The organism is Streptomyces sp. NBC_01591, assembly GCF_035918155.1.
Classification (GTDB): domain Bacteria; phylum Actinomycetota; class Actinomycetes; order Streptomycetales; family Streptomycetaceae; genus Streptomyces.
Map to the genome: position 1 here is coordinate 2,011,556 of NZ_CP109327.1, position 24,666 is coordinate 2,036,221.

General features: G+C 72.1%; 23 protein-coding genes. 12 read left to right on the plus strand and 11 right to left on the minus strand.

Annotated elements, in window-relative coordinates; all coding sequences use genetic code 11:
• Window positions 1-13: 13 nt before the first annotated feature.
• The gene (locus OG978_RS09390; RefSeq protein WP_326764748.1) at window positions 14-721 is read right to left on the minus strand and encodes a TetR/AcrR family transcriptional regulator; all 708 of its coding nucleotides are present in this window, start codon (window positions 719-721) and stop codon (window positions 14-16) included.
• 64 nt (window positions 722-785) lie between these two features.
• Here OG978_RS09390 and OG978_RS09395 point away from each other — a divergent pair, with 64 nt between their 5' ends.
• Window positions 786-1,763 carry an ATP-binding cassette domain-containing protein gene (locus OG978_RS09395; protein WP_326764749.1) on the plus strand — a complete coding sequence of 326 codons (978 nt, stop codon included), beginning with the start codon at window positions 786-788 and terminating at the stop codon, window positions 1,761-1,763.
• A 71-nt stretch (window positions 1,764-1,834) separates the two neighbouring features.
• Window positions 1,835-2,587, plus strand: coding sequence for an ABC transporter permease (locus OG978_RS09400; protein WP_326769978.1), 753 nt, complete (start codon window positions 1,835-1,837; stop codon window positions 2,585-2,587).
• Between the two features lie 18 nt (window positions 2,588-2,605).
• Here OG978_RS09400 and OG978_RS09405 read toward each other — a convergent pair whose 3' ends face one another.
• The 3 genes from OG978_RS09405 to OG978_RS09415 all read right to left on the minus strand — a co-directional run bounded on the left by OG978_RS09405 (window position 2,606) and on the right by OG978_RS09415 (window position 4,831).
• Entirely contained in the window at window positions 2,606-3,214 is a 609-nt protein-coding gene (locus OG978_RS09405) for a TetR/AcrR family transcriptional regulator (protein ID WP_326764750.1), read from the minus strand.
• A gap of 241 nt (window positions 3,215-3,455) precedes the next feature.
• The gene (locus OG978_RS09410; protein ID WP_206433474.1) at window positions 3,456-3,719 is read right to left on the minus strand and encodes a hypothetical protein; all 264 of its coding nucleotides are present in this window, start codon (window positions 3,717-3,719) and stop codon (window positions 3,456-3,458) included.
• 302 nt (window positions 3,720-4,021) lie between these two features.
• Entirely contained in the window at window positions 4,022-4,831 is an 810-nt protein-coding gene (locus OG978_RS09415; protein WP_326764751.1) for an SGNH/GDSL hydrolase family protein, read from the minus strand.
• Between the two features lie 218 nt (window positions 4,832-5,049).
• Between OG978_RS09415 and OG978_RS09420 the strand changes: the two genes are divergently transcribed.
• Complete coding sequence (locus OG978_RS09420) at window positions 5,050-6,153, plus strand: DUF5925 domain-containing protein (RefSeq protein WP_326764752.1); 1,104 nt, start codon at window positions 5,050-5,052, stop codon at window positions 6,151-6,153.
• 29 nt (window positions 6,154-6,182) lie between these two features.
• On the opposite strand, the gene OG978_RS09425 is transcribed toward OG978_RS09420, so the two are convergent.
• Window positions 6,183-6,560, minus strand: a complete 378-nt coding sequence (locus tag OG978_RS09425) for a GntR family transcriptional regulator (RefSeq protein ID WP_326764753.1) — start codon at window positions 6,558-6,560, stop codon at window positions 6,183-6,185.
• Between the two features lie 80 nt (window positions 6,561-6,640).
• Between OG978_RS09425 and OG978_RS09430 the strand changes: the two genes are divergently transcribed.
• Together OG978_RS09430 and OG978_RS09435 are read left to right on the plus strand one after the other, a co-directional pair.
• A complete protein-coding gene (locus tag OG978_RS09430) occupies window positions 6,641-7,558 on the plus strand; it encodes a GNAT family N-acetyltransferase (protein ID WP_326764754.1) in 918 nt (305 codons plus the stop codon).
• The gene (locus OG978_RS09435) at window positions 7,539-8,033 is read left to right on the plus strand and encodes a DUF402 domain-containing protein (RefSeq protein ID WP_326764755.1); all 495 of its coding nucleotides are present in this window, start codon (window positions 7,539-7,541) and stop codon (window positions 8,031-8,033) included. Before OG978_RS09430 ends, OG978_RS09435 begins: the two co-directional genes overlap by 20 nt.
• A gap of 107 nt (window positions 8,034-8,140) precedes the next feature.
• Here the strand turns inward: OG978_RS09435 and OG978_RS09440 are convergent, their stop codons facing one another.
• From OG978_RS09440 to OG978_RS09460, 5 genes are all read right to left on the minus strand, one after another.
• Window positions 8,141-9,688 (minus strand): trifunctional class I SAM-dependent methyltransferase/NUDIX hydrolase/VOC family protein, encoded by a 1,548-nt coding sequence (locus OG978_RS09440; protein ID WP_326764756.1) that lies wholly within the window; start codon window positions 9,686-9,688, stop codon window positions 8,141-8,143.
• On the minus strand, window positions 9,685-9,912 hold the full coding sequence (locus OG978_RS09445; RefSeq protein ID WP_326764757.1) for a hypothetical protein: 228 nt from the start codon (window positions 9,910-9,912) through the stop codon (window positions 9,685-9,687). The genes OG978_RS09440 and OG978_RS09445 overlap by 4 nt, the downstream gene beginning before the upstream one ends.
• Before the next feature lie 82 nt (window positions 9,913-9,994).
• Window positions 9,995-10,894 carry an esterase/lipase family protein gene (locus OG978_RS09450; RefSeq protein ID WP_326764758.1) on the minus strand — a complete coding sequence of 300 codons (900 nt, stop codon included), beginning with the start codon at window positions 10,892-10,894 and terminating at the stop codon, window positions 9,995-9,997.
• Window positions 10,895-11,098: 204 nt separating this feature from the next.
• The gene (locus OG978_RS09455) at window positions 11,099-12,106 is read right to left on the minus strand and encodes a DNA polymerase Y family protein (RefSeq protein WP_326764759.1); all 1,008 of its coding nucleotides are present in this window, start codon (window positions 12,104-12,106) and stop codon (window positions 11,099-11,101) included.
• Entirely contained in the window at window positions 12,103-15,576 is a 3,474-nt protein-coding gene (locus OG978_RS09460; RefSeq protein ID WP_326764760.1) for a DNA polymerase III subunit alpha, read from the minus strand. Before OG978_RS09460 ends, OG978_RS09455 begins: the two co-directional genes overlap by 4 nt.
• Before the next feature lie 192 nt (window positions 15,577-15,768).
• On the opposite strand from OG978_RS09460, the gene OG978_RS09465 reads away from it, so the two are divergent.
• Complete coding sequence (locus OG978_RS09465) at window positions 15,769-16,806, plus strand: ABC transporter permease (protein ID WP_326764761.1); 1,038 nt, start codon at window positions 15,769-15,771, stop codon at window positions 16,804-16,806.
• An 18-nt stretch (window positions 16,807-16,824) separates the two neighbouring features.
• Here the strand turns inward: OG978_RS09465 and OG978_RS09470 are convergent, their stop codons facing one another.
• On the minus strand, window positions 16,825-17,967 hold the full coding sequence (locus OG978_RS09470) for a hypothetical protein (protein WP_326764762.1): 1,143 nt from the start codon (window positions 17,965-17,967) through the stop codon (window positions 16,825-16,827).
• A gap of 214 nt (window positions 17,968-18,181) precedes the next feature.
• Between OG978_RS09470 and OG978_RS09475 the strand changes: the two genes are divergently transcribed.
• The 6 genes from OG978_RS09475 (at window position 18,182) to OG978_RS09500 (ending at window position 24,648) form a co-directional block, all read left to right on the plus strand.
• The gene (locus OG978_RS09475; protein ID WP_326764763.1) at window positions 18,182-19,588 is read left to right on the plus strand and encodes a hypothetical protein; all 1,407 of its coding nucleotides are present in this window, start codon (window positions 18,182-18,184) and stop codon (window positions 19,586-19,588) included.
• A 51-nt stretch (window positions 19,589-19,639) separates the two neighbouring features.
• Complete coding sequence (locus OG978_RS09480) at window positions 19,640-20,914, plus strand: AAA family ATPase (protein ID WP_326764764.1); 1,275 nt, start codon at window positions 19,640-19,642, stop codon at window positions 20,912-20,914.
• Window positions 20,911-22,209 (plus strand): vWA domain-containing protein, encoded by a 1,299-nt coding sequence (locus OG978_RS09485; protein ID WP_326764765.1) that lies wholly within the window; start codon window positions 20,911-20,913, stop codon window positions 22,207-22,209. The genes OG978_RS09480 and OG978_RS09485 overlap by 4 nt, the downstream gene beginning before the upstream one ends.
• Before the next feature lie 135 nt (window positions 22,210-22,344).
• Window positions 22,345-22,857 carry a hypothetical protein gene (locus OG978_RS09490; RefSeq protein WP_326764766.1) on the plus strand — a complete coding sequence of 171 codons (513 nt, stop codon included), beginning with the start codon at window positions 22,345-22,347 and terminating at the stop codon, window positions 22,855-22,857.
• A 219-nt stretch (window positions 22,858-23,076) separates the two neighbouring features.
• Window positions 23,077-23,574, plus strand: a complete 498-nt coding sequence (locus OG978_RS09495; protein WP_326764767.1) for a phospholipase — start codon at window positions 23,077-23,079, stop codon at window positions 23,572-23,574.
• Between the two features lie 198 nt (window positions 23,575-23,772).
• Window positions 23,773-24,648 carry an alpha/beta fold hydrolase gene (locus OG978_RS09500; protein ID WP_326764768.1) on the plus strand — a complete coding sequence of 292 codons (876 nt, stop codon included), beginning with the start codon at window positions 23,773-23,775 and terminating at the stop codon, window positions 24,646-24,648.
• Window positions 24,649-24,666: the final 18 nt, after the last annotated feature.

The following is a 24,666-nucleotide window of genomic DNA, read 5'->3' on the forward strand; positions in this document are numbered from 1 at the left end:
CCGGACCCGGCTGCTACCGGTCGAAGGAGTCAAGCACCCGGCCGAGCGCCCGGTCGAAGACCCCGTCCATGTCGATCGGTCCGGGGTCCTCGGCGAATCCGGCCGCCATCCGCGGATACTTCCCGGTCGCGATCTGGCTGATCAGATAGCCGGTGCGCACGGCGTTCTCCTGCTCCTCGGACCAGGGCAGCGACCGGCTGCGCTCCGCCATCGCGATCTCGCTGGACACATAGGTGGTGACTACACCGTTGACCATCGCGATCAGTTCCATCTTCTCGCCGAACCGCGCGTCGACCCCGTCCAGACAGCTGAGCGCGTACTCCAGGTACCGCAGGGCGTTCGGACTGAAGCCGTACACGGGTGACATCAGCCGGGGCACCCAGGTGTGGCGGTGCATCATCGCGCGGGCCTGATGGGCGAGCGCGACGAGGTCGGCGCGCCAGTCGCCGGACGGCTCGGGAAACTCGTACCCGCCGCTGACCGCGTCGAGCATCAGCTCGTGCAGGTCCTCCTTGCGCGGCACGTAGTTGTAGAGCGACATCGTGCCGCAGCCGAGCTCCGCCGCGACCTTGCGCATGGACACCGCGTCGAAGCCCTCCGCATCGGCGATACGGACGGCGGCCGCCGCGATGTCCGCTCGGCTGAACGCGGGCCTGGGGCCCCGGCCCGCGCGCTCGGGGCGCGCCCAGATCACTTCGGGTACAGCGGGTCGCCCCACCATCGATCATCACCTCGCCCACCATCGTAGTTACGTACACCGTACGTAGTGCGATACGGTGGGCCGTATGACAACTACGTACGCTGTACTTAGTGAAGGTCTGGAGAAGCGCTACGGCGATGTCCACGCGCTGCGCGGGCTCGATCTCGTGGTCGCCGAGGGCACCGTCTGCGGAGTGCTGGGGCAGAACGGCGCGGGCAAGACCACCGCCGTCCGGGTGCTCACCACGTTGACGGCGCCGGACGGCGGCAGCGCCCTGGTCGCGGGCCACGACGTGATGCGCGAGGCGGGCGCGGTGCGCGCGGCGATCGGCGTCACCGGGCAGGACACCTCGGTCGACGGCGAACTGTCCGGCCGGCAGAACCTGCGGCTCTTCGCCAAGCTGCAGCGGTTCCGCGGCGAGACGGCACGCGCCCGCGCCGACGAGCTCCTGGACCGCTTCGAGCTGACCGAGGCGGCCGACCGCCCGGCCCGCACCTACTCGGGCGGCATGCGCCGCCGCCTCGACCTCGCCGCCAGCCTGCTGACCCGCCCGCGGGTGCTCTTCCTGGACGAACCGACCACCGGTCTCGACCCGCACAGCCGCAACCAGGTCTGGGCGGCGGTACGGGAGCTGGCCGACCGGGGCACGACCGTGCTGCTCACCACGCAGTACCTGGAGGAGGCCGATCAGCTGGCCGACGACATCGTGCTGATCGACCGGGGCCGGGCCGCCCACCGCGGCACCCCCGCCGAGCTGAAGTCCCGCATCGGCAGTTACGCCGAAGTGGTCGTCGCCCATGAGTCGGCACTGGTCCCGGCGGCCGGCGTGCTCGACCAGCTCACCGGCACCGAACCGGTGCTCGACCACGAGCGCCGCACCGTGGGCGCCGTCGCGACCGACGCCACGCTCACCCTGCCCCGTATCGTCCGCGAACTCGACGCGGCGGGCGTACCGCTGGTCGACGCGAGCCTGCGCCCGCCCACGCTCGACGAGGTCTTCCTCCGCCTGACCGACCGCGGCGACGGCCGCACCTCCCCGCCCCTGAAGGAGACGGCAGCATGAGCAGCACGACACTGGTCCACGAGCGGCCCGCCACACCCGCCACAAGCACCCCCGTCGCCGACGGCCTGGCCATGCTGGGCCGCCATCTGCAGCGGATCAAGGCGGCCCCGGGCGTGGTGATCCTGACCCAGACCATGCCGATCACCATGCTGCTGTTCTTCGGGTACGTGTTCGGCAGCGCACTGGCCATGCCCGGTCAGGAGTACCGCGCGTTCCTGGTGCCGGGTCTGCTGGCCGCGACAGCCGCGGGCGGCATCATGACCGGGATGTTCCAGTCCGCGCAGGACTGCCACCGCGGGGTGATGGACCGCTTCCGCGCACTGCCGATGAGCCGGCCCGCCGTGCCGTTCGGCCAGACCGCCGCCGACCTGCTGACCACGGCCGTCGGCATGGTCCCGCTGGCCCTGGTCGGGCTCGCGGTCGGCTGGCGGATCGAGGGCGGACCGCTCGCCGCCCTGGGCGCCTTCGGGCTGCTGCTGCTGTTCCGCTTCGCCACGTCCTGGGTGGGCTGCTGGCTGGGCCTGCTGATCCGCAACGAGGAGGCGGCGGGCCAGCTGGGCAGTGCCACCTTCGTCCTGCCGCTGCTGTCGAGCGCGTACATCCCGACCGACAATCTGCCGCACTGGCTGCGGACGGTCGCGGAGTGGAACCCGATCAGCGCGATGGCCTCGGCCACCCGCGACCTGTTCGGCAACGCGCCCCCGGCGGCCGACGCCGCCTGGCCGGTCACCCACCCGGTGGCCGGGACGCTCGCCTGGTCGGCGGTGCTCCTCACGGTGTTCGTGCCGCTGTCCGTACGGCGTTACGCGCGCGGCGGCGAATGACCGCCGGGCACCGGGCGCTCACCGGGGCAGCACACAGGGCCGGTCCAGGGCACCGAGCAGGCTGATGAAGCTCGACTCCAGGAAGGCTCCGAGCTCCGCCGACGCGTCCGGTCCGCCGCGCGGCCAGCTGGTCACGGCCTCCTCCGCGAACGCCGTCCAGGCCCGGGCTGCGACGGCCAGCCGCGGCGAGTCCGGCATCCCGAGCCGCCGCTGCCCCTCCGCCACCCGCCGGGCGAGGGTGGCCCTGGTTCCGTCGACGATGTCCTCCACCACGGGGTGACTGCCCGCGGCACCGCGGACCAGGGCGAGATAGACCTTGCGGTGCTCCAGCACGTACAGCACGAAGCCGGCGATGAACGACCGCAGCCAGGGGACGGGCCCCAGCGAGGGGTCCGGTTCCGTGGCTGCGACGAAGTCGTCGCACTCCTGCTGCACCACGGCGCGGTAGAAGTCGCGCTTGGAGTCGAAATAGTGGAAGAGCAGCCCTCGCGAGATGCCGGCCCGCCGGGCCACGTCGTCCGTGGAGAGTTCGTCCAGCGACCGGTCGGCGAGCATGTCCAGGCCGATGGCGACCAGCTGGGCCCTTCGTTCGTCGGGGCTCAGGCGCGCGGCTCGCTTTTCGGACATACGTACAGTCTAGAAGTGGTTCTGCGCCGAAGTACTTTCGAAGGCCCTGGCCGTCACCCTCCGGCGCCCCGCGAACACACCGAAGCGCTGCTGTGGGCCCTGGGGATGACGGGAGGGCGGACAGCAGCGCAGCGCCGGGACGGTGCGGTCGCCCACGGCCCCGAGCGGGGGGCCGGGCGACGGCCCCTGGCCGGGGAGCCCGGGCGGAGGACCGGATGAGCGGTCGTGACGGGCCGTCGGGTCAGCGGCGGCTGCCGAAGAGCGAACGCCGGAGCCGTCGCAGCGGCGCGAAGAGCGAGACCCGCGCGCTCTTGCTCCGACGACGGTGGGCGGCATCGCGCGAGGTGAGCTCGCGCATCAGCAACGTCGCCTCCGCGGCCTCCCGCTGCGGCACGGCAGGTCCGCCGAGCACCGCGAGATGGCGGTCGAGGCGCGAACTCGTCGCACCGCTCCCGCATGTGATGGCAGGCACACGCGGCCTGCTCCGCATCGCTATCTGTTCCATGTCACTCCCCACCCGTACGAGGGCACCCGGCCCGGGCAGGTTAACCCTATCGCCCCGCGACGACACTCGTGTATCCCGGTCGCAGGATTGCGCACACACGTATGGGGGCTGACACCTCACTTATGAATCTGCCTGATTTCAGGGCGAGTTGGACAGAACGGAAACGGACGGCGTCGCTCCGGCCATGGTCCCGCCACGGGCGTCACGGGCCGCCCTGGCGCCCCGCCGGACGGAGACCCCGGCGAACAGGGGTCTCCTGCCCGTCAGACGGCTGAACGGGCCCGGCACATGCGTGGGTGGCGTCAGGCCGCCGAGTCGAGGACGGGCAGGTAGCCGCCCGACTGTCCGGCGGCGGTGGGGTGGTAGGACTCGCCGATGTTGAGCCAGTTGAGGCTGTGCAGCCAGGCACTTCCGGAGCAGATCTCGTGACCGGTGAACGTCCCCGCGACGTCGGCGTAGGCGAAGCCGTGGTCGGCCGCGCGCTTGGCGGTCGCCGCATTGAGGTAGTCGGCCGCCCCGTTGATCGCGGTGCGCACCTTGTCGCTCAGACCGACGGCGCAGGTGCCGCCGATCTCGTAGAAGCGCGGGTATCCGAGAACGACGACACGGGCGGCCGGCGCCTTGGCCTGGATCGCCGAGTACACCGAGTCGAGGTTGCCGGGCAGGGTGGAGTCGACATAGCTGCGGGCCGTGGCGATCCGGTTGAGGCAGGTGGCCTCGGACTGGAGGACACAGGTGGTCATGACGTCGGCGAAGCCCGCGTCATTGCCGCCGATGGAGATCGAGACGAGGTCGGTCGAGGAGCTGAGGGGGCCGAGCTGATTGGCCTTCACATCACCCGTACGAGCGCCCGAGCAAGCGGTGAAGGCGAACGAGGCGGGCGAGTTGGCGGCGGCCCAGAGGGCGGGATACGCCTTGGTGCTGCGCTTGCAGGCACCACTGGCACTGTCGTAACTGCCGGACCCGACACCCGAGGAGTACGAATCGCCGAGGGCGACGTAGTCGACGGCCTGAACAGACGTTGCGGCGTTGGCGGTGGCCGCTCCGGTCAGAGCGAGTACGGCACCGAGCAGGAGCGAGGACGAGAGCGCCGCGAGTCTGGACATCTTCATGGAACCTCCCTTGGACCGACCGACGGGATCTCCGCCCGGTCTGCCGAGTCCGTGGTAGCAGTACCGGCACCCTCATCGGAAGTGTGCATGCCAAGTTGCTCCCGTGACTCGAGCTCCCCTCCGCGCCCCCTTGAGCCCGCGTCAGTTCCGTGAACACTGCCGGGAAAGGGGAACAAGGCAGTGAAACCCGGGTGCGCCGGGTACCCCCTTGCCGGATCATGGGCGCCATGTCCGCCAATCCCGAGTCCGCTCTGCCGATCCGGCTCACCGTCGACGACAGCGATTCCCCGTCGGATGTCGTCGACGCGCTGTTCCTCGGCCGTTTCGCGACGGGCGAGCAGCCGTACTCGCACAGCTCCTCCCTGGAACGCGTCAAGGCCGGGGCGACCCTGCTGCCCCCGGCCGCCAAGGTGCTGCGCGCCGCCCGCGACGACGACCGCAGCGCCACGCTCGCCGAGGGCGACGGCTGGACGCTGCTCATCTCGCGGTGGAACCGCGGCGCCGATGTCACGGTCACCGCGACCGGCCCGGAACTGGCCCGGCGCATCCTCGACCAGGCGACGGACGGTGCCCTGGACGAGCCCGAACCCCAGCCCGAGAACGTGACGATGGGCTTCTGGTACGTCTCTCCGCGCCGCGGCCCGCACCGCACCACCCGGCAGATCGCCGCCGGCACCTGGGACGAGGTCCGCGGCAACTACACGGCGCCGGTGGCCGATGCCATGGACCGGCTGATGAACGTCACGCCCGACGACATCGCCGGCCGGCTGCTCCTGCTGCACGGCCCACCGGGCACCGGCAAGACGTCCGCGCTGCGCACGCTCGCGCGCTCGTGGCGGGACTGGTGCCAGGTCGACTGCGTGCTCGACCCCGAGCGGCTCTTCAACGACGTCGGCTATCTGATGGACATCGCGATCGGCGAGGACGACGGCACGTCCAAGGGCCGGTGGCGGCTGCTGCTGCTGGAGGACTGCGACGAGCTGATCCGCGGCGAGGCCAAGCACACCGCCGGCCAGGCGCTGTCCCGGCTGCTGAACCTCACCGACGGGCTGCTCGGACAGGGCCGCAATGTGCTGGTGGGCGTCACCACCAACGAGGACCTGGAGCGGCTCCATCCGGCCGTGGTCAGGCCCGGCCGCTGCCTCGCCAGGATCGAGGTGGGCTCACTGACCCGCAAGGAGGCGGTGGCCTGGCTGGGTACGGAGGAAGGACTGGGCCGCGAGGCCACGACACTCGCCGAGCTGTACGCACTGCGGCGCGGAAGCGGCCCCGCGTCGGTGCCGAAGCAGGACTCCGGGGCGGACGCAGGCCTGTACCTCTGAGCCCGGCGGCTCGCCGCCCCGCTCCCGGCTCACCCCGTCCCGTACGCCGCCCGCACCGCGTCCTGCGCCAGGGACAGTGCCTCGTCCCGGGACAGGCCCAGCCGCCGCGCCTGCTCCGCGTACTCCTGTGCCGCGGCCGCCGCATGACGGTCCGCCGCGTCACCGGCGGCGGCGATGAACGTGCCGTTGCGCCCACGGGTCTCGATCACCCCGTCGGCCTCCAGCGCGCGGTACGCCTTCGCGACGGTGTTCGCGGCGAGGCCGAGCTCCTCGGCGAAGCCGCGTACCGTCGGAAGTCTGAAACCGACGGGCAGCGCGCCGGAGCGGGCCAGTTCGGAGATCTGCGTGCGCAGTTGCTCGTACGGGGCGGTACCGGCATCCGGATCAAGAGCGATCTTCAGGGTCACGCCCCGATTCTCCCCCACGTCCGCCCCACCGCCGGAAATTCAGGGGCGGCCGGTGGTGGCCCACGCGTAACGTCCGGCCCATGACTGTCATCGTTCGCGACTTCCTCCCCGCCGACGCGGAGGACTGGGTGCGGGTCCGGCGTGCCGCGCTGCCCTTCATGGTGACGACGCCCGAGTGCGTCACCTTCGAACTGGCCACGGCCCACCCGGACAAGCGCTCCCGGCTGCTGGTCGCCGAGGAGGACGGGGAACTCATCGGGACCGCGCAGGTCGGCCTCGTCCACGACAGCCCCGAACCCGGGCTGGGGTTCTGCAACACGTACACGCATCCGGACCGTACCGGGCGCGGGGCGGGTGCGCTGCTGCTGAGCACGGCCGAGGAGTACCTGGCGCGGGAGGGCGCGACCGCGATCTACACCTGGGTGCTCGCCACCCCGTCGAACCTGGCCTTCGCCGAGAAGCGCGGCTATGCGCCGAGCCGACCGGCGCACTTCCTCCACCTCGATCTGACCGGGCCGCTGCCGCTCCGTCAGGAACTCCCGCCGGGCGTAGAGCTGCGTACCGGCGCGGACTTCGCGGACGACCCGCGCCCGCTCTTCGAGGCGGACGCCGAGACCACGGCCGACGAGCCGAGCGACACCCCGATGGAGCTGTCCGACTACGAGGACTGGCTGAATCACACCTGGCGCACCCCCGCGCTCGACCACGAGCTCACCTCGGTCGCGGTGGTGGACGGGGAAGTCGCGGCGTTCAGCGCCGCGGAGACCGATGGTCTGACCCGGTACATGTCCGGGATGACCGGCACCCGCCGCGCGTACCGCAACCGGGGCCTGGCCAAGCTCGCCAAGAACGACTCGCTGCACCGGGCGCGCGCCGCCGGGTACACGGACGCGTACACCGGCAATGACGCGGACAACGGCCCGATGCTGGCCATCAATCGATGGTTCGGCTACGAGATCTGTGCCACGGAGGTGCGCCATGTCCGCAAGCTCGGCTGAGACCGCTCTGGTGGTCGCCCTGGTGAAGGCAGGGCGGACCAAGATCCGGTATCCGGCGGATGTGATCCGCGACGACGGGGTCCGGGTGGCGGTGCGTGCGCCGTGGGCGGCGCCGGGGGTCCGCGACTTCGGCTTCGTACGGTTCGAGCCGGGCGATGTGTTCACCGAACACTACTGGCGCGACCGCTGGTTCGCCGTGAAGGAGGTCCGTACCGGCACGGGCGGGCTCAAGGGCTGGTACTGCGACATCACCCGCCCCGCGGTGCTTCGGGACGGGGAGCTCCTGGTGGAGGACCTGGACCTCGATCTGTGGGTGTCGGCGGACGGCTCGTCCGTACTGCGGCTGGACGAGGACGAGTTCGAGGAGAGCGGTCTCACCGCACGCGATCCGGCGGCGGCCGACGCGGCGCGCCGGGCGCTGGACGAACTGGAGCACCTGTCCCGCACGGAGGGTCTCGCGCCGTTGCTGGACTGACAGGCCGGACAGGCCCAAGCGGCCCTACGCCGTGTCCGTGAAGTCCCGCCTGGCTCGCGGCGCCTGGCACGCCCTCCGGGCGTACGACGGGACTTCACGGACACGGCCTAGTCCCGGCGCCGCGCCCACACATCGGTGTACGGCGCCGGTTCCTCCGGCACGGGGCGGGCCTGCATGACTCCGGCGACCAGCTCCACCTCGTACCCCGCGGCGTCCTCCAGATAGGCGGCGATGTGTCCGTCGCCGCCCGCGTGCGGGTAGCGGTCCGGGAAGAGCTGCCGCCAGCCGTGGTCCGGGGCCCTTGCCACCAGTGCGTCGAGCGTGGCCCGGTCACGGACGTGGAACGCGAGGTGGTTGAGCCCGGGGCGGCGCCGGTCGTGCGGCCCCGGGGTCAGATCGGGCGACTGCTCGGCCACGACATAGCTGTCGCCGCGCCGCCAGCTCCGCCCGCGCTCCCAGCGCTGGTACGGGACATGGCCCAGTTCGCCGAGCAGCCAGCCCCACCCCTGCTCGGCCACCGCCAGATCGGGCACCCACAGCTCGATGTGGTGCACCCCGCCGGAACCGGACCGGGCTGCGGGCAGCGGAACGGCGCGGCGGATGTGGTGCGGCTGGTACGCCACGGTGTCGCCGTCCTCGTGCCAGTGGATCAGGAAGTGCTCCCCCGCGCGGTAGCCTTCGAGCCCCGCCCGGCAGTAGGCGACGATGTCGTCCGGGAGGGCGTCCAGCGGGAACCACGCCAGCTCGGAGCACTTGTCCGGCTCGCGGTTGCACGGCGGGCGGTCGGGGTCGTACTCCGCCTCGAAGAACCACCCCGTCCTGGGGCTGCCACCGGGGCCTCGGTGCTGCATGACCAGGGCGACCCGCAGCTCGTCCGGGCCGAGTTCGACACCGATCTCCTCGGCGGCCTCCCGGATCATCGCCTCACGGACGTCCTCGCCGTCCTCGACATGTCCGGACGGGCCGTTGAACAGCCCGTCCGCGTATCCCGTGCCGGCCCGGCGGGCGAGCAGGACCTCGGGGCCGCGGCGGAGGATCAGATGCACATCGACGACCTCGGTGTGCCGGTGCGGCGGCTGGGCGCGGGCCACCAGGGCGTAGCGCTCGTCGTCTACCTGCTTGCCCCACAGGTCGGGATCGTCGGAGAGCCGCTCGTGGTGGATGCGTTCGGTGAACTCCGAGAGCAGTCCGGTCAGTTGCCCGGCGGAGAGGCCGACGCCGCCCCAGACGCCTTCGATCAGGACCAGCCGGCCACCGGGCCGCAGCAGGGTGAACCAGTGGCGCAGGGCCGCCGCCGGGTCGGGCAGCAGCCACACCACGTGTCTGGCCATGATCACGTCGAACTGCTGATTGCCGACCGGCGGCAGGGCCGCGTCCCCGAGAAAGACCCCCGTGCCCGTCCCGGCGAGCTTGGCCCGTGCCTGTTCCACCATGCGCGGGGAGCGGTCGACGGCGGTGACCCGGTGGCCCTGCCCGGCGACGAGCAGGGCCAGGCTCCCGGTGCCGCATCCCAGGTCGAGCACCTCGGAGCGCTCGACGGGCAGCCAGCTCTCCAGCCGCTGCGCCCAGGCCTGCCGGACCACCGGGTCGAGCAGCCCGTGGTCGGGTTCCTCGTCGAAGGAGTCGGCTGCGGAATCCCAGTCGATCGTCGTCATGGGTAGATCGTGCCAGCCGCCACCGACAGCGGCGCCCGACCGGTCAGATCGTGATCGGCCTGCGGTAGTGAATCCGGTCGTACGGGCCGTCCACGCGGCGCTCCACCGGCTCGTAGCCGTAGCGCGGCGATGCAGGGGCGGTAGGCGGCATCGGTGACGGCCCGCACGGCAGCCACGTCGGCGGGCGTGGCTGCGCGGATCCCGGCGGTCCGGTCGGCTGTCATGGACCACACGGTACGAGGGACCGTCCGGGTGAACACCCGAGGCCCCTCGTACCGCTGCTTCCCGGCTTCCCGCGCGGCCGTTCTAGCCGATGACCGAGGCGCAGGTGGTGGGGGTGGCGTGCGCCGGGTCCAGGGCGTTGGCCACCTCGTGGTAGGCGATCCGGTCGACGGTGCCGATCGCCACGTGCTCGGAGAGGTCGACCGGGCACAGGTCCTGGAGCAGGACGTTGTGCACGTCCGGCCCGTCCAGGAACTGCGTGCGGTACGGGGTCACGACCTCGTCGTACCTGGTCGCGATGACGGTGTAGTGCACTCCGGGCACGGTGTCGGGGACCGAGTTGAGCTTGGTGAGGAACGGGGAGCCCGCCACCTGGTCGGCGAGACCGGGTGTGTTGGCGTTCAGCAGGTCCTCCGCTCCCGGGAAGTACGGCAGCAGCTTCGTCAGACCGAGCAGGGTGGTGCCGTGGTTGTCGGGGGCGAGCCCGATCAGGGCGTTCACCTTGGCGGCCCCGCCGAGGAACTTCAGGTAGTAGTTCGGCATCATGCCGCCCTGGGAGTGGCCCACGAGGTCGGCCTCGGCCGCGCCGGTGGCGGCGAGCACCTTGTCGACGAACGAGGCGAGCTGTCCGGCCGACTCGTCGACCGGGCCGAGGCCGTTGAAGACCGGCACACCGGGCAGCTGCCCGTAGTCGAGCGAGTAGACGCAGTAGCCCCGGTTGACGAGATAGGGGGCGAGGACCAGCCAGTTGTCGATCGAGTTCCCGAAGGTTCCGTGGACCAGGACGACGGGGCGGGGGTGGGCTGCGGAGGGCTTGCAGGAGTAGTCGTTCCAGCCACGGGAGGTGGGCGTGGCGGCAGTGGGAGTGGGAGTGGCTGCAGCGGCAGTGGCCGTGGGGGTGGCGACTGCGGCGACGGCGAGGAGCAGTGCGGCGAGGGTTCTCCGCGCACGTGGGGTGCGCGACGCACGTGTCCAGGGCAGCATCGTGTGGTCTCCTTGCGGCTCAAGGGAGTTGCGATGTCTGTAAACCCTGCGGCCCGGACCACAAGTACTGACTGCTGGTTCTTCCGTGTTCCCGTGCCAAATTACGCGTGAGTAAGGTGGCGTGGGAAGTTACGCGTCGGTAAAAAGTGACGATCCCTCAATCGGACGAGCCCGAAGCCCCATCGGGTGAGCCCGAAGAAGGGATCAGGCCGCGAGCCGTCCCGGCATCACGGCCCGTGGGCCGTACCTGGCCCGCAGCCGGTCCGCCACCGCCTCGATCCGGCGCGCCCGCTCGTCCACCGGGTCGAACGACAGCTGGTGCGCGGCCCGCTCGCCGTCCATCAGCCCCTCCGCGCGCAGCCCGATCCCCCGCACCCGGGCCCGCTGCAGGGCGAACGAGTCATGGATCCGGTACGCGAGTGCGGTGAGCGCCGCGGAGTGGGCGGTGGGTTCCCGGAGCGTACGGCTGCGGGTCAGCGTCGAGTATCCGGTCCGGTCGGCGTAGCGCACAGAGACCGCGAGGCCGCGGCAGACCTGCCCGTCCCCGCGCATCCTGGCCCCCAGCTCCTCGGTGAGCGACATGAGTGCGCGGCGCTGCCGTTCCCGGTCCAGCTCGTCGCGCGGGAAGGACCGTTCGGCGGCGATCGACCGGGCCGCGGCGCCCGGCACGACCGCCGTACGGTCGATGCCGCGCGCCCGCTCCCACAGTTCGCGTCCGGTCCGCACGCCGGTGATCCGCTGCAGGGTGCCGAGCGGGGCCGCCGCGATCCGGCCGACGGAGTCGAGCCCGTACCCGCACAGGGTGCGGGCCGTCGCCGCGCCGACGCCGTCCAGCGCCGCGGCCGGCCGGTCCGCGAGGAACTCCGCTCCCCCGCCCCGGGGCACCACGAAGGTCGTTCCGGGCGCGGCCTGCCGTGCCGCCATCCGGGCCAGCATCGGGTTCTCCGCCGCCCCGATCGCGCAGTCCACGCCGTGCAGGGCGAGCGCGCGGATCCGGATCACCGAGGCCAGCCCCTTCACGTCCCGCCCGAAGTAGCGCAGCGCGCCGCGCACATCGGCGAGCGCCCCGTCGGGCGGAACCGCCTCGACCACCGGGGTGAGCGCGCCGAGCAGGGCGAGCAGCCCCGCGTATCCGGCGCTGTCCGGGAGGCCGCCGCCGACCTTGCGGAACCGCAGGTACAGGATTCCCGGCACATCGGGTGCGGTGCTCATCCCGCGCTCCCCGGGCTCTGGTGCCACAGCTTCCTGCCGGTGGCGACGCCTTCGCCGGGTGGCTGGAGGTCGGACCAGGGGTTCATCTCGTATCCGGTGGGCAGCTGGATGCGACGGCCGTTGCCGACGGGATCGGCCTCCTCGGACGGGGGTTCCGCCGCCAGCCGGTCCGCGACCGCGTCGAGTCCGCCGGTACGCCGCAGCTCGGCCAGCTCCGCCAGATTCCAGGCGGCCGCGCCGACCACGCTCAGGCTCCGCGGTCCGCGTCGCTGCACCACTCCGCGTACCAGCAGCAGCCAGGAGTGGAAGACGGTGTGGGCGCAGGCGGCATGGCTGTCGTCGAAGAAGGCCAGGTCGACCAGGCCCGTACCGTCGTCCAGGGTGGTGAAGACGACCCGGCGGCCGGAGCGGACCGGCGGGGTCTGGGTGGCCGCCTTGGCGCCCGCGACCAGCACGGTGTCCCCGTGCCGCGCCTCGCGCAGCCGCTTGGCGGAGACCGCGCCGAGCTCCTGCAGGAAGGCGTGGTGATCGTCCATCAGATGGCGGGAGACATCCATGCTCAGGACGCCCAGCTCGGCGCTGAGCCGTTCCGCGTCGTCGAGGTCGGGCAGGCCGATGGAGCCGGTCCGGTGCCCGCCGCCGAGCGGCAGCTGCGCGCCCGGTCCGGTGCCGGAGCCCGCGCCCCGCTGGGCGCGGTGCAGTTCGGACAGGTGCAGCAGCAGATCGCGCCGGTTGGCGCCGAACGCGTCCAACGCGCCCACCCGGGCCAGCCGTTCGGCGGCCGGCCTGCCCGGCCTGGCACGCTGCCAGAAGTCCAGCAGCGAGGTGTAGGGCTGCCCGGCCTCGATCCGGGCGACCTCGGCCTCGCCGATGCCATGGACGTCCGAGAGCGCGAGCCGCACCCCCCAGACACCCTCCCTTCCCTCATCATCGGACACCAGTTCGATTCGATGGGCGGCCGCCGACCGGTTCACATCCAGCCCCAGCACCGGCACCCCGCGCCGCCGCGCGTCCGCGAGCAGCAGCCGCTTCGGGTACATCCCGGGGTCATGGGTGAGCAGCCCGGCGTAGAAGGCCGCCGGATGGTGCGCCTTGAGCCACGCCGACTGGTACGTCGGCACGGCGAAGGCGACCGCGTGCGCCTTGCAGAAGCCGTAGCTGCCGAACGCCTCGATGATCTCCCAGGTCCGGGCGATCGCTTCGGCGCCGTACTTCCTCTCCGCCGCCCGCTGCGCGAACCACACCTTGATCCGGCCCTGCGATTCGGGGTCGGAGAGCCCGCGCCGCACCCGGTCGGCCTCGTCCCGGCCGCAGCCGGTCATGATGTCGACCATCTCGATGATCTGCTCGTGGAAGACGACCACCCCGTACGTCTCGCGCAGCGGCCCTTTCAGATCGGGGTGCGGATAGCGCACGGGGGCCCGGCCGTGCCGGGCCTCGATGAACGGCCGCACCATGTCGGCGGCGACCGGCCCGGGGCGGAACAGCGAGATGTCGACCACCAGGTCGTGGAAACCGGCCGGCTGGAGCCTGCCGACCAGATCGCGCTGGCCCGGCGACTCGATCTGGAAGCAGCCCAGCGTCTCGGCGCTCCTGATCATCCGGTACGTCTCCGGGTCGTCCGGCGGCACGGCGTCCAGGTCCACGGCCTGCCCCGAGGCCCGCCCGATCTCCGCGACCGCGTGCGCCATCGCCGACTGCATCCGCACGCCCAGCACATCGAGCTTGAGCAGCCCCAGGTCCTCCACGTCCTCCTTGTCGAACTGCACCATCGGGAAGCCGTCGCCGCTGGTGGGCACGGTGGGCACCCGGCGCAGCAGGGAGGCGTCCGAGAGGAGTACCCCGCACGGGTGCATGGCGATGCCACGCGGCAGTGCGTCCAGCGCCTCCACCAGCTCCCAGAGCCGCCCGTACCGGTCCTTCTCCCGTGCCACTTCATGCAGTTCGGGCAGTTCCTCCATGGCCGCGCGGGCATCGCGGGCCCGGATGTGCGGGAAGGCCTTGGCGAGCCGGTCGGTCTCGGCCGGGTTCATGGAGAGCGCGGCGCCCACGTCCCGGATGGCGTGGCGCACCCGGTAGGTCTCGGGCATGGCGACGGTCGCGACCCGCTCGGTGCCGAAGCGTCCGATGATCGCGCGGTAGACGTCGAGCCTGCGGGCGGACTCCACGTCGATGTCGATGTCGGGCAGCACGAAGCGGCGCCTGGAGAGGAAGCGCTCCATCAGCAGCCCGTGCTCGACCGGGTCGGCGTGCGCGATCCCGAGGAGGTGGTTGACCAGGGAGCCCGCGCCGGAGCCCCGGGCGGCGACCCGGACCTTCATCCCCCTTACGTCGTCCACGACTTGAGCGACCGTCAGGAAGTAGGAGGCGAAGCCGTGGTAGGCGATGATGTCCAGCTCCTGGTGCATCCGCTCCCAGTAGTCGCGCCTGCGGTCGTAGCCGCGCAGCACCATGCCGGCGGCGGCGCGGGAGGCCAGCACCCGCTGGGCGGTGCGCCGCCCGGCGCCGACGAGCTCCGGCTCGGGGAAGTGGACGGCACCGAGACCGAGGTCGCCCTCGGGGTCGACGACGCAGGCGTCGGCGGTGCGCCGGGTCTCCGCGAGCAGCCGTGCCCCGGCGCCCTTGTCGAGACCGGCGGCCGAAGCGATCCGTCCGGCGGTCTCCGCCATAGCGCGGGCGTCCTTCAGCCAGCGCTCTCCGCTGTCGAGCGGGGCGCGGCGGGGGTCGACGGGGACCAGCCCGCGGGCCGCGTCGAGCACATCGGCGACCGGACCCTGCCCGGTGTCGGCGTACCGGACGGCGTTGGTCAGCACGGCCCGCACCCCCTGCTCGGCGGCGAGGCCGACGGTACGGGCGGCGAGCCGCAGCGATCCGGGCCCGGTGCCCTCGCGGCCGTGATGGACGACTTCGAGGCGCAGGTCGTCGCCGTAGATCTCCCGCCAGTCGGCGAGCAGTGCGGCGGCCCGGTCCGGGCGGCCGGCGGCCAGCGCCCTGCCGACGTCGGAGGCGGGGCCGAGCAGCACGGTGAGCCCTTCGGCGGGCAGTTCGGACCGGCCGACCAGGGGCTGCCTCGCACCGTCGGGCGCGGGGGCGTGGGCGGCGGTGACGAGACGGCACAGCTCCGCCCAGCCCCGGGCGCCGTCCCGGGCGAGGAAGGTGGCCCGGGGTGCGGATTCGTCGACGAAGGCGCCGCCGCGGACCGGGGTCCGCAGCCGATGCGTACGCCCGCCCGGTCTCGTATGCTCCGCCGCCGCGGGACCCACCGCGAGCTCCCCCCCGAAGAGCGGCCGCACCCCGGCCCTCTCGCAGGCCCTGGCGAAACGGACCGTGCCCGCGAGCGTGTCGCGATCGGTCAGCGCGAGAGCATCCATCCCCCGCTGGGCGGCGCGCTCCGCCAGCCGCTCCGGGTGCGAGGCCCCGTACCGCAGGGAGAACCCGGAAACCGTATGCAGATGCGTGAACCCGGGCACCTGCACCTCCTGGACCGATCCGTACTCACCACCCCCTCGTCCTCCACCATAGACCAAGTTTCGAACATTCGTACGATACCCGGAGTTGCGGAACCGTCCCCGGTCTCCGGACCGGAGACCGGCAAGGGCCCCGGTCAGCCATTCGGCCCAGCCCCGCCTGCACGAACAACCGGCGCCCCGGAGCGTGGGGGCATGACTTTCGTCGACGAGGTGAAGAACGCCGTCACTCCACGGGCCGCACTGCTCGTCATCGGTGTGCTCGGACTACAGCTGCTGTTCATCGCGTCCTACGTCGGGGCGCTGCACAAACCGAAGCCGACGGACGTGCCCTTCGGCGTCGTCGCGCCCCAGCGGATTTCCGCACAGCTCCTCACCGAGCTGAAGAATCTCCCCGGCGGCCCGCTGGACCCCCGCGCGGTCACCGACGCGGCCACGGCCCGCGAGCAGATCCTCGACCGCAAGATCGACGGCGCCCTGATCGTCAACCCCAAGGGCACGACCGACACCGTGCTGGTCGCCTCCGGCGGCGGCACCTCGATGGCCACCGCCCTGACAAAGATCATCACAGAGGTCGACCGGACCCAGCAGCGCACGGTACGGCCCGTGGACCTGGCCCCGGCCTCCGACCAGGACTTCAACGGGATCTCGTCGTTCTACCTGGTCGTGGGCTGGTGCGTCGGCGGCTACCTCTGCGCCTCGATCCTGGCGATCAGCGCGGGCACCAAGCCCGCCAACCGTCAGCGCGCGGTGATCCGGACCGGCGTCATGGCGCTGTACTCGATCGTGGGCGGAATCGGCGGCGCCATCATCATCGGCCCGATCCTCGGCGCCCTGCCCGGAAGCTTCTGGGGCCTGTCTGGCCTGGGCGCGCTGACCGTCTTCGCGGTCGGCATGATCACCCTCGCCCTCCAGGCCCTCACCGGCATCGTCGGCATCGGCCTGGCCGTCCTGATCGTGGTGATCGCGGGCAACCCGAGCGCCGGCGGCGCCTACCCGCTGCCGATGCTCCCGGACTTCTGGCGGGCGATCGGCCCCGCTCTGCCGCCCGGGGCGGGTACCTGGGTCGCGCGCTCGATCGCCTACTTCAAGGGCAACGCGGTCACCGGCCCCCTGCTGGTGCTGTCCGCGTGGGCGGTGGCGGGCACGGCCGTCACGCTCCTGACCGCCATGCGCCGCAAACCGGAGGAACTCACCGGCGAGCGGCCACCGTTCGGCTCGAATCCCGCCTGATCAGGCCTCGCAGGCGCGTCATTTCAGGTGCTGCGCCAGCTTCTCCAGCCGACCGGCGAGCGAATCCCCCTGGGCTGCGACCTTCGTGGCCTTGCCGGACCAGAAGTCCGAGCTCGTCAGCCGCCCGTACCGCACGACCCACGCCGCCGCCTCGCGGTCCAGCCGCTCGGCCTTCGTCCGTATGTCGGCCTCCGCCGGTGCCGCGAGCACGTTCAGCTCCTCCACCAGGCGTTGAACCTTCCGCACGAGCGGACTGGTACGCGGACCGGACCCACGGTCCGCACCGGCGGCGGTCCGCCGATCGGGAGCGTCCGCCGAGGAGCCCCGCCCGGGAGCAACGGACGCTTGAGCACCGGGAGCGACAGACCCTTGAGCAGGGGCCGTACCGCCCCGCAGGGGCTGCGGAACCGGCCGGCCCGCCGAAGAGCCCCGAGCCGTCCCCACGGCAGGGCGGCGGCTCGTACGCCTTCGCCCTTCCACGCCCGGAACCCGCAACCCCTCAGGCGTCATCGCGCAGGCGTCGAGCGGCACCCAGTCGGTGCTGCTCCGCGCCGCCTCCGCCCTGATCCGGATACGCCGCGCCACGCCCTGGGTCTCGAAACGGAAGCGGAGTACGTGGCCGAACGTCCCGTACATCTCCGCCACGGTTTCCGGGTGAGCGGAACCCGGCCCGAAGACCCAGTCCAGGCTTGCCGCATCGCGTTCCAACTCGTCGCGCGCGGAACTCCATTCGGGATGCGTCAGCCTCCGGAACTGGAAGCGCACCCGCTGCCGGCTGCCACGGACCCGGAAGTCGACGGCATCACCCGGACCCGAACCCAGATCACGCAGCACGGCCCGCGCGTCGGCACCGCTCCCGCGGGCCCAGCGGGCGAGGTCCTGCTTGATGAAGAGGTGATCCGCGCTGTTCGCGCCGTTGGCCTTGCGGTGGCAGGAGGCATTCGCCGCGTGGGCGAAGTGGCAGACCTTGTCCACGTAGAGCCGGTCGGACAACCTGTTGCCGCAACCGCCGAGCTGGGTGCCGCACCAGTAGGTGTACGTCGGATGCCGCCGCCGCAGGCGCCGGAGCTCGTCGGGCTCTTGCGGCAGGACGATGCCCAGACCCGATGCGGCGCTCCCTATGACCGCGGTCTGCACCAGCCGTCGATCCGATTCGGCCATGAGGCCCCTCCCCGAACGGTTCACACGATCCACCCCACCAGCAGACACATTGAAGCACGCACTTCGTTCACATAGTTCACGGCAAATGTCGATTCGCACCCATACGCCCCGGCAAAAGCACCTGGCGGATCGGGGGAGAAGAAACTACGCTGCCCGCGATGACAACTCACTCTGTTAACAGATTGGGGGACCCGTCCGCGCAAGGTGAGTGCTGATGCTCACTCAAGACGCGAACAGGGATTCCCGCCTTTCCTTCTGGCTGCGCGTGCGAGAGTTCGCCGTGCCGCCCTCCATGATCGAGACCGCGACCGCCCGCCGTCATGTCGGCGACTGGGCAGGGGCGTGCGCCGCCGCAGGCATCGACGTCGATCTCAACCCACGGTCCGTGGCACACACCCACGGCCGGGAACTCGCGTCCCGGATCCGGGACGATCTGCGCCATCTGGCTCCTGACCTGTTGCGCTGGCACCTGCCGAGGATCGCTCCTCGCGGGCTGCTGCGTCCGGGCCTGACGGTCCCCCTGGCCCGGTACGACACCGAGGGGCCCGACGGCGTGCGCCCGGTGCACCTGGTGGTGCGGACCCCGCCCGCCTGGGCGGATGCCGGTCAGCGGATCGGTCTCGCACTGTGGGACGGATCCGACTCCGGGGCCGACGCCCGCCGATATCCGCACCACCGCCCGAACCCTCGGTTCCGCCTCGACCTGCACCGCCATCTGTGGGATGCGCGCAGGGCCGGTGAGCTGCGGATCCGGTCCGGGGCCGATCGGCGTACCTCCGACGGCCCTCCTCCGGTGCCTCCGGAGGTACTGGAGGAGGTGCCGCGGGGACGCCGCTGCGCCGTCGACCGGTGGGTGGCCGAGGCGGGGATCCTGTTCCGCGCCGAGGGGCGGTCCGCCGGTACGGTCGCGGTGCGGTTCGGGGCCAGGCACCGGCTGCTCCTGGACCTGGTCGCCGAGGGGGGCGGCTCCGGGCCACCCGCACTGCGGATCGCGGCCGCGACCACGGCTGCGGACGGTGGCGCCTCCGCGCTGCCGGTCCTGCCCGACGCGGCGACCTGGGTGCTGCCCGACCTCGATCTGCTCCGTACCGGTTCGATCGAGGCCGGCCGGCTGCATCCGCTGGTCGCCGCGGCTCTGGCACCGGATCACCCGCCGGCCGGTCCGGCACGGCCTCCGGACCGGGCAGGTCAACCACGCCTCGTGGAATGCCGGGGCGCCCAGCACCGGATCGGCCTGGTCGACGGGGTACTGGCCCCGCTCGACCACGACCCGGCCGAGATCCGCCGCGAGGAACTGCTGGTCGCGCTTACCGGCACTCCGCTGCCCTGCCTCCAGGCCATCGACGAGGCGCACCGCCGTCCGGACTGCCTCACCGGTGTACGCGAACGCCTGGACCACGGCGACATCGCCGGTGCGCTGGCCGTCGTCGAGGGTCTGCTGGGCCCCGGCGCACTGCTGCGCAGCGGCGACCTGCGGGACGAGCTGGAAGCGGCCGCGCGGCGGCGGATCACCTACGGGCTGTTCAGGGCGGGCCTGGCCGAAGGACCCGACCGCCTCCACCCGTACCGCAACCGTCCCCGTCACCGCCGCTCGCACCCGCGCCACGCCGCCCTCCGCTGACCCGGAGCCCCCGACACCACACGCTCACCACGACCCAAAAGGTGATCAGCCATGCCTGTACGCACCCCTTTCGCCATGCCCGACGCGCCCTCCGGCCGGGACAGCGCCTCGCAGCTCGACATCGCCGGCGAGCTGACGGCCCTGCTGCGCGACACCACCACCGAACCCCGCCCCGACATCCAGCTGGAGGCCCTGACCCTGGCCGTGGCCGCCGACCTGCCCGTACTCCTGTGGGGCGAGCCCGGCATCGGCAAGACCGCCGCCCTCACCCAACTCGCTGCCTCCCTGGACCTTCCGCTGACCACGGTCATCGCCAGCGTCCATGAGCCGTCCGACTTCTCGGGGCTGCCCATCGTCGGCGACGATCCCGCGGAACAGGGCGTCCCGATGGCCCCGCCGGACTGGGCGGTGCGCCTGGTGAGGGCGGGCCGGGGGCTGCTGTTCCTGGACGAGCTGTCCACCGCGCCGCCTGCCGTTCAGGCCGCCCTGCTCCGTCTCGTGCTGGAGCGACGGATCGGCGCCCTGCAACTGCCGCCCGGGGTCCGGATCGTGGCGGCCGCCAATCCGCGGTCCTCGGCGGCCGACGGCTGGGAGCTGAGTCCGCCGCTGGCCAACCGGTTCGTGCATCTCCAGTGGACCCATGACCACGAGGTGGTGGTGCGCGGCCTCGGCGGGACCTGGCCCAGGGCGACACTGCCGCGGCTCGCCCCCGAACGGCTGCCGGAGGCCGTGGACTTCGCCCGCCGCGCGGTGTGCGGGCTCCTCACCGCCCGCCCGGCGCTCGTACACCGGCTGCCCAGTGGCGAAACGCGCCGGGGTGGTCCCTGGCCGTCACCCCGGAGCTGGGACATGACGCTGTGCCTGATCGCGTTCGCGACCGCGGCCGGCTCCTCCAGGGACGTACTCTCCTTGCTGGTCAGGGGCACCGTGGGAGACGGTCCGGGGCTGGAGCTGCTGGCGAGCCTGGACCGGATGGACCTGCCGGACCCCGAAACGCTGCTCGCCGACCCGGCGGGCGCAGTCCTGCCCGAGCGGGGTGATCTGCGTCAGGCGGTGCTCGACGGTGTGGTGGCGGCGGTCCGCAATCGCCCGGAGAAGCCCCGCTGGGACGCGGCCTGGGCGCTCCTGGTCCGGGCCCTGGAGACCGGAGCCCCGGACGTGGTGGTCGTTCCGGCGACCACGCTCGCCTCGCTGCGCCGGGAGGACTGGGACGTTCCGGCATCGATCGAGCAGCTCGCCGGAGCGGTGTCCCTGTCCCGGCGGGCGGACCGGGCGGCGGCCCGGACCGCGGACCGGGCCGCGGTCGCCGCGGCGGCCGGCCGATGACACCGGACGCGCCGGGGGCGCTGGACGCATCGGGAGCGCGGGACGCATCGAGGGCACCGGGCGCATCGGGGGCGCTGGACTTCGACAAGCTCTTCGCCGCCCGGCTGCAAGCCGTCCGGGCCCGCCCCTACTTGGCGACGGCCCTGTTCGCCCTGTGCGTCGTGGAGTCGCGGCGGGTGCCGACGATGGCCGTCGACCGGCACTGGCGGTGCTACGTCTCGCCCGGTTTCGTGGACCGGACCCCGGTGGAGGAACTGGCCGGAGTCTGGGTGCACGAGGTGTCGCACCTGCTGCGCGACCATCACGGGCGCAGCGACCGGGTGGCGCGGCAGCGCGGGCTGACCGGCCCCGCGGAACGGCTGCGGATGAACATCGCCGCCGACTGCGAGATCAACGACGACGTGTTCGGCGAGGGGCTGGTCCGGCCGGAAGGCGCCGTCGATCCGGACTTCCTGGGGCTCCCCGAGGGACAGCTCATGGAGGACTACCTGCGCCAGTTCCGGCTCGGGCCGCATACGCAGGACCTGGCCTGGCTGGACTGCGGCAGCGGCGCCGACGGGCTGGAGCGGGAGTGGGACCTGGGGCCGGACGGGGCGCACGGCCTCAGCGAGCAGGAACGGGACGCGGTCCGGTTCAGGGTGGCGCAGGGCATCACCGGCCGTCCGGGGAACGCCTCGAAGGGCTGGCAGCGGTGGGCGGAGGAGGCGTTCCATCCGCCGCAGCCGTGGCGGGAGTTGCTGGGTGCGGCGGTACGTTCGGCCGCCTCCGGATCCGGCGCGGGCGAGGACTACACGTACGGCCGCCCGTCGCGGCGCTCGGCCGGTGTGCCCGGCGCCGTTCTGCCGAGCCTGAGGCGCAGACCGCCCCGGGTCTGCGTGGTCATCGACACGTCCGCGTCGGTCAGTGACACCGAACTGGGCAGCGCGCTCCTGGAGGTTGCCGCGATCTCCCGCGCCGTCGGCGGCCGTCGCGACCTGATCACCGTCCTCCCGTGCGACGCGGCGGCCCGGGTCGCGCACCCGCTGTGCCGTGCCGAGGGAATCCCGCTGGTGGGCGGCGGGGGTACGGATCTGCGCTCGGGCTTCGCCCGGGCCCTGCGGATGCAGCCGCGGCCCGATGTCGTGGTGGTCCTGACCGACGGCCAGACGCCCTGGCCGAGCGCGCAGCCGGCGTGCCGGACGGTGGTGGGTCTGTTTCCCCGGTCGTGGGACGAGGACGATCCCTACTACGTCCCGGGCTCCCCGCCCGAGTGGGCGCGAACGGTGGTCATCGGTACGGCCACCGCTGCGCGGTAGGGCTCTCCGGGATCGCCGCCGAGCCCTCCGTCCGCCCCGGCACCCACCCCGGGTACATTCCGCTTGTTCGAATCGAGCCCCAGGGTCTTTCGTTTGGGTCAGGCCGGATCAGGGGCTGCACGTGGGAGGGGCGTCATGAGTGGTGCGGGACCGGCGGAGCGTACGTGGAAGCCGAGCAACGAAGAGGGCGGGGCGCTCGCGGGCCGGTGGTGGCAGTGGGCCCTGTCCGCGCCCGACGACCGGAGCCCGGTCAGGGACACCACGGGTGAGCACGCCGCCTGGAACCAGCCGGACGACCTCTGGTTCCTGGCCGGCACGTACGGCGGGCGGGTGGTGCGGCGCTGTGCGATCCCCTCGGACCGACCGGTCTTCTTCCCCGTCCTCAACATGCAGCACCCCCGGTCGTACTCAAGGGTGCCCCAGCGCATGACGGCCGCGGAGGCCACGGCCTCGCTCAACAGCGTCCCGCTGCCGTTGCAGGAGTTCACCGCGCCGTTCAGGACCGGGCTGACCCAGCGCTACGCCTGGGGCATCTGGGGCGGCTTCGCACCGCTGACTCCCGGCCAGTACGTGCTGGAGATCAAGGCCGCGGCCACGAACGGTTTCTGGGTCGACACGACCTACCACCTGGAGTCGAAGGCCCTCTGATCCACCGGCCGTCGTGCCGGGCGGCGGTCCTCCCATGACCGCTGCCCGGTCTGCGGCCGAATTCCTGGCGGCCAACGACACAACAGCCAGGGCGTTTCCGGGCCTGATCCGCCGGACAGACCACGCCCATGACAGGTGCATGGCATCATGCTGAGCGATCCCGCGAGGGCACGAGAAGCACGATCAGCTCAACTCCCTGTCATTTACCGGAGGTTGCTCATGCGTCGCCGATTCACCGTCCCGCTCGCCGCAGTCGCTCTGTCGCTCCCGATCGCCCTGCTCCCTGTCGCGTCCGCTTCGGCCGCCCCCGCCGACAAGCCCCAGGTCCTCAGCTCCTGGACCCAGACGAGCCTGTCCAGCTACAACGCCTGGAACTCCGCCCGCAACAACCAGGGCGCCTGGGCCGCGTACGGCTTCGACTGGTCGACGGACTACTGCAGCAGCTCGCCCGACAACCCGTTCGGCTTCCCCTTCGAAAAGGCCTGCGCCCGCCACGACTTCGGCTACCGCAACTACAAGGCCGCCGGCAGCTTCTCCGCCAACAAGTCGCGCATCGACTCCGCGTTCTACGCGGACCTCAAGCGCGTGTGCGCCGCCTACTCCGGAGCGAAGCTCACCGCGTGCAACAGCACCGCATGGACGTACTACCACGCCGTGGACATCTTCGGCGTGGCACCGGCGAAGGCGAGCTCCGACGGACTTGCCCGAGCCGCCTGACCATCGCCAACAGCGACCGGATCGCCGCGGGCGGTCCCACGACCGCCCGCGACGGCCGAGTCCGACACCTCCCGCGCCATCCGCCGGCCTCGCATGGGTTTCCAACACCCCAACCTGGTAAGAGCTCTGATGAGCCATCATCGAATCGGGTGGAAAAGTCGGGCACGTGGTGCCTGCACCATACGGAGGAGGCGCCAAGTGCGTAGTCGGGTGCGCGCGGCGGACGGGCGGCATCTGGTGGTGGAGCGTCTCGGGGATCCCCGCGGCAGACCGGTCTTCCTGCTGCACGGGATGCCCGGCAGCAGGCTCGGTCCGGCTCCGCGCGGCATGGTGCTGTACCAGCGCAAGACCCAGCTGATCACCTACGACCGGCCGGGCTACGGCGACTCCGACCGGCTGCCGGGCCGCTGTGTCGCCGACGCCGCTCAGGACGTACGGGCCATCGCGGACCACCTCGGTCTCGACCGGTTCGCCGTGGTGGGCCGGTCCGGTGGCGCCCCGCATGCCCTGGCCTGCGCGGCGCTGATGCCCGAGCGGGTGACCCGTGCCGCCGCGCTGGTCGGGCTGGCCCCCCGGGGCGCCGACGGGCTCGACTGGTTCGACGGGATGGCCGCCTCCAACGTGCTGGCCTACTCCACGGCGGCGGCCGATCCGGACGGGCTCGCGGAGTCGTTCATCTCCCGGTCCGCGGTGATCAGGAAGAACCCCGTCCGGCTCATCGACGACCTGCGCCAGGATCTGACCGACTCCGACCGGATGGTGGTCAACGACGCCGGGGTCCGCACCATGCTGCTGCGCAACTACCGTGAGGGGCTGCGCACTTCCGCCTGGGGCTGGATCGACGACGCGATCGCGTTCAGCAATCCGTGGGGGTTCGACCCTGCGGACATCACAGGTCCGGTGATGCTGTGGCACGGCGAGAAGGACGTGTTCTCGCCGGTGGGCCACTCTCGCTGGCTGGCCGAACGCATCCCGAACTCCACCGTCGTGGTGGAACCGGCGGCCGCGCACTTCGACGCGCTGCATGTGTTGCCCGAGATCCTCAACTGGCTGCTGGACCCGCCCGCCCGCTGAGCAGCGGGCCGGGAAACC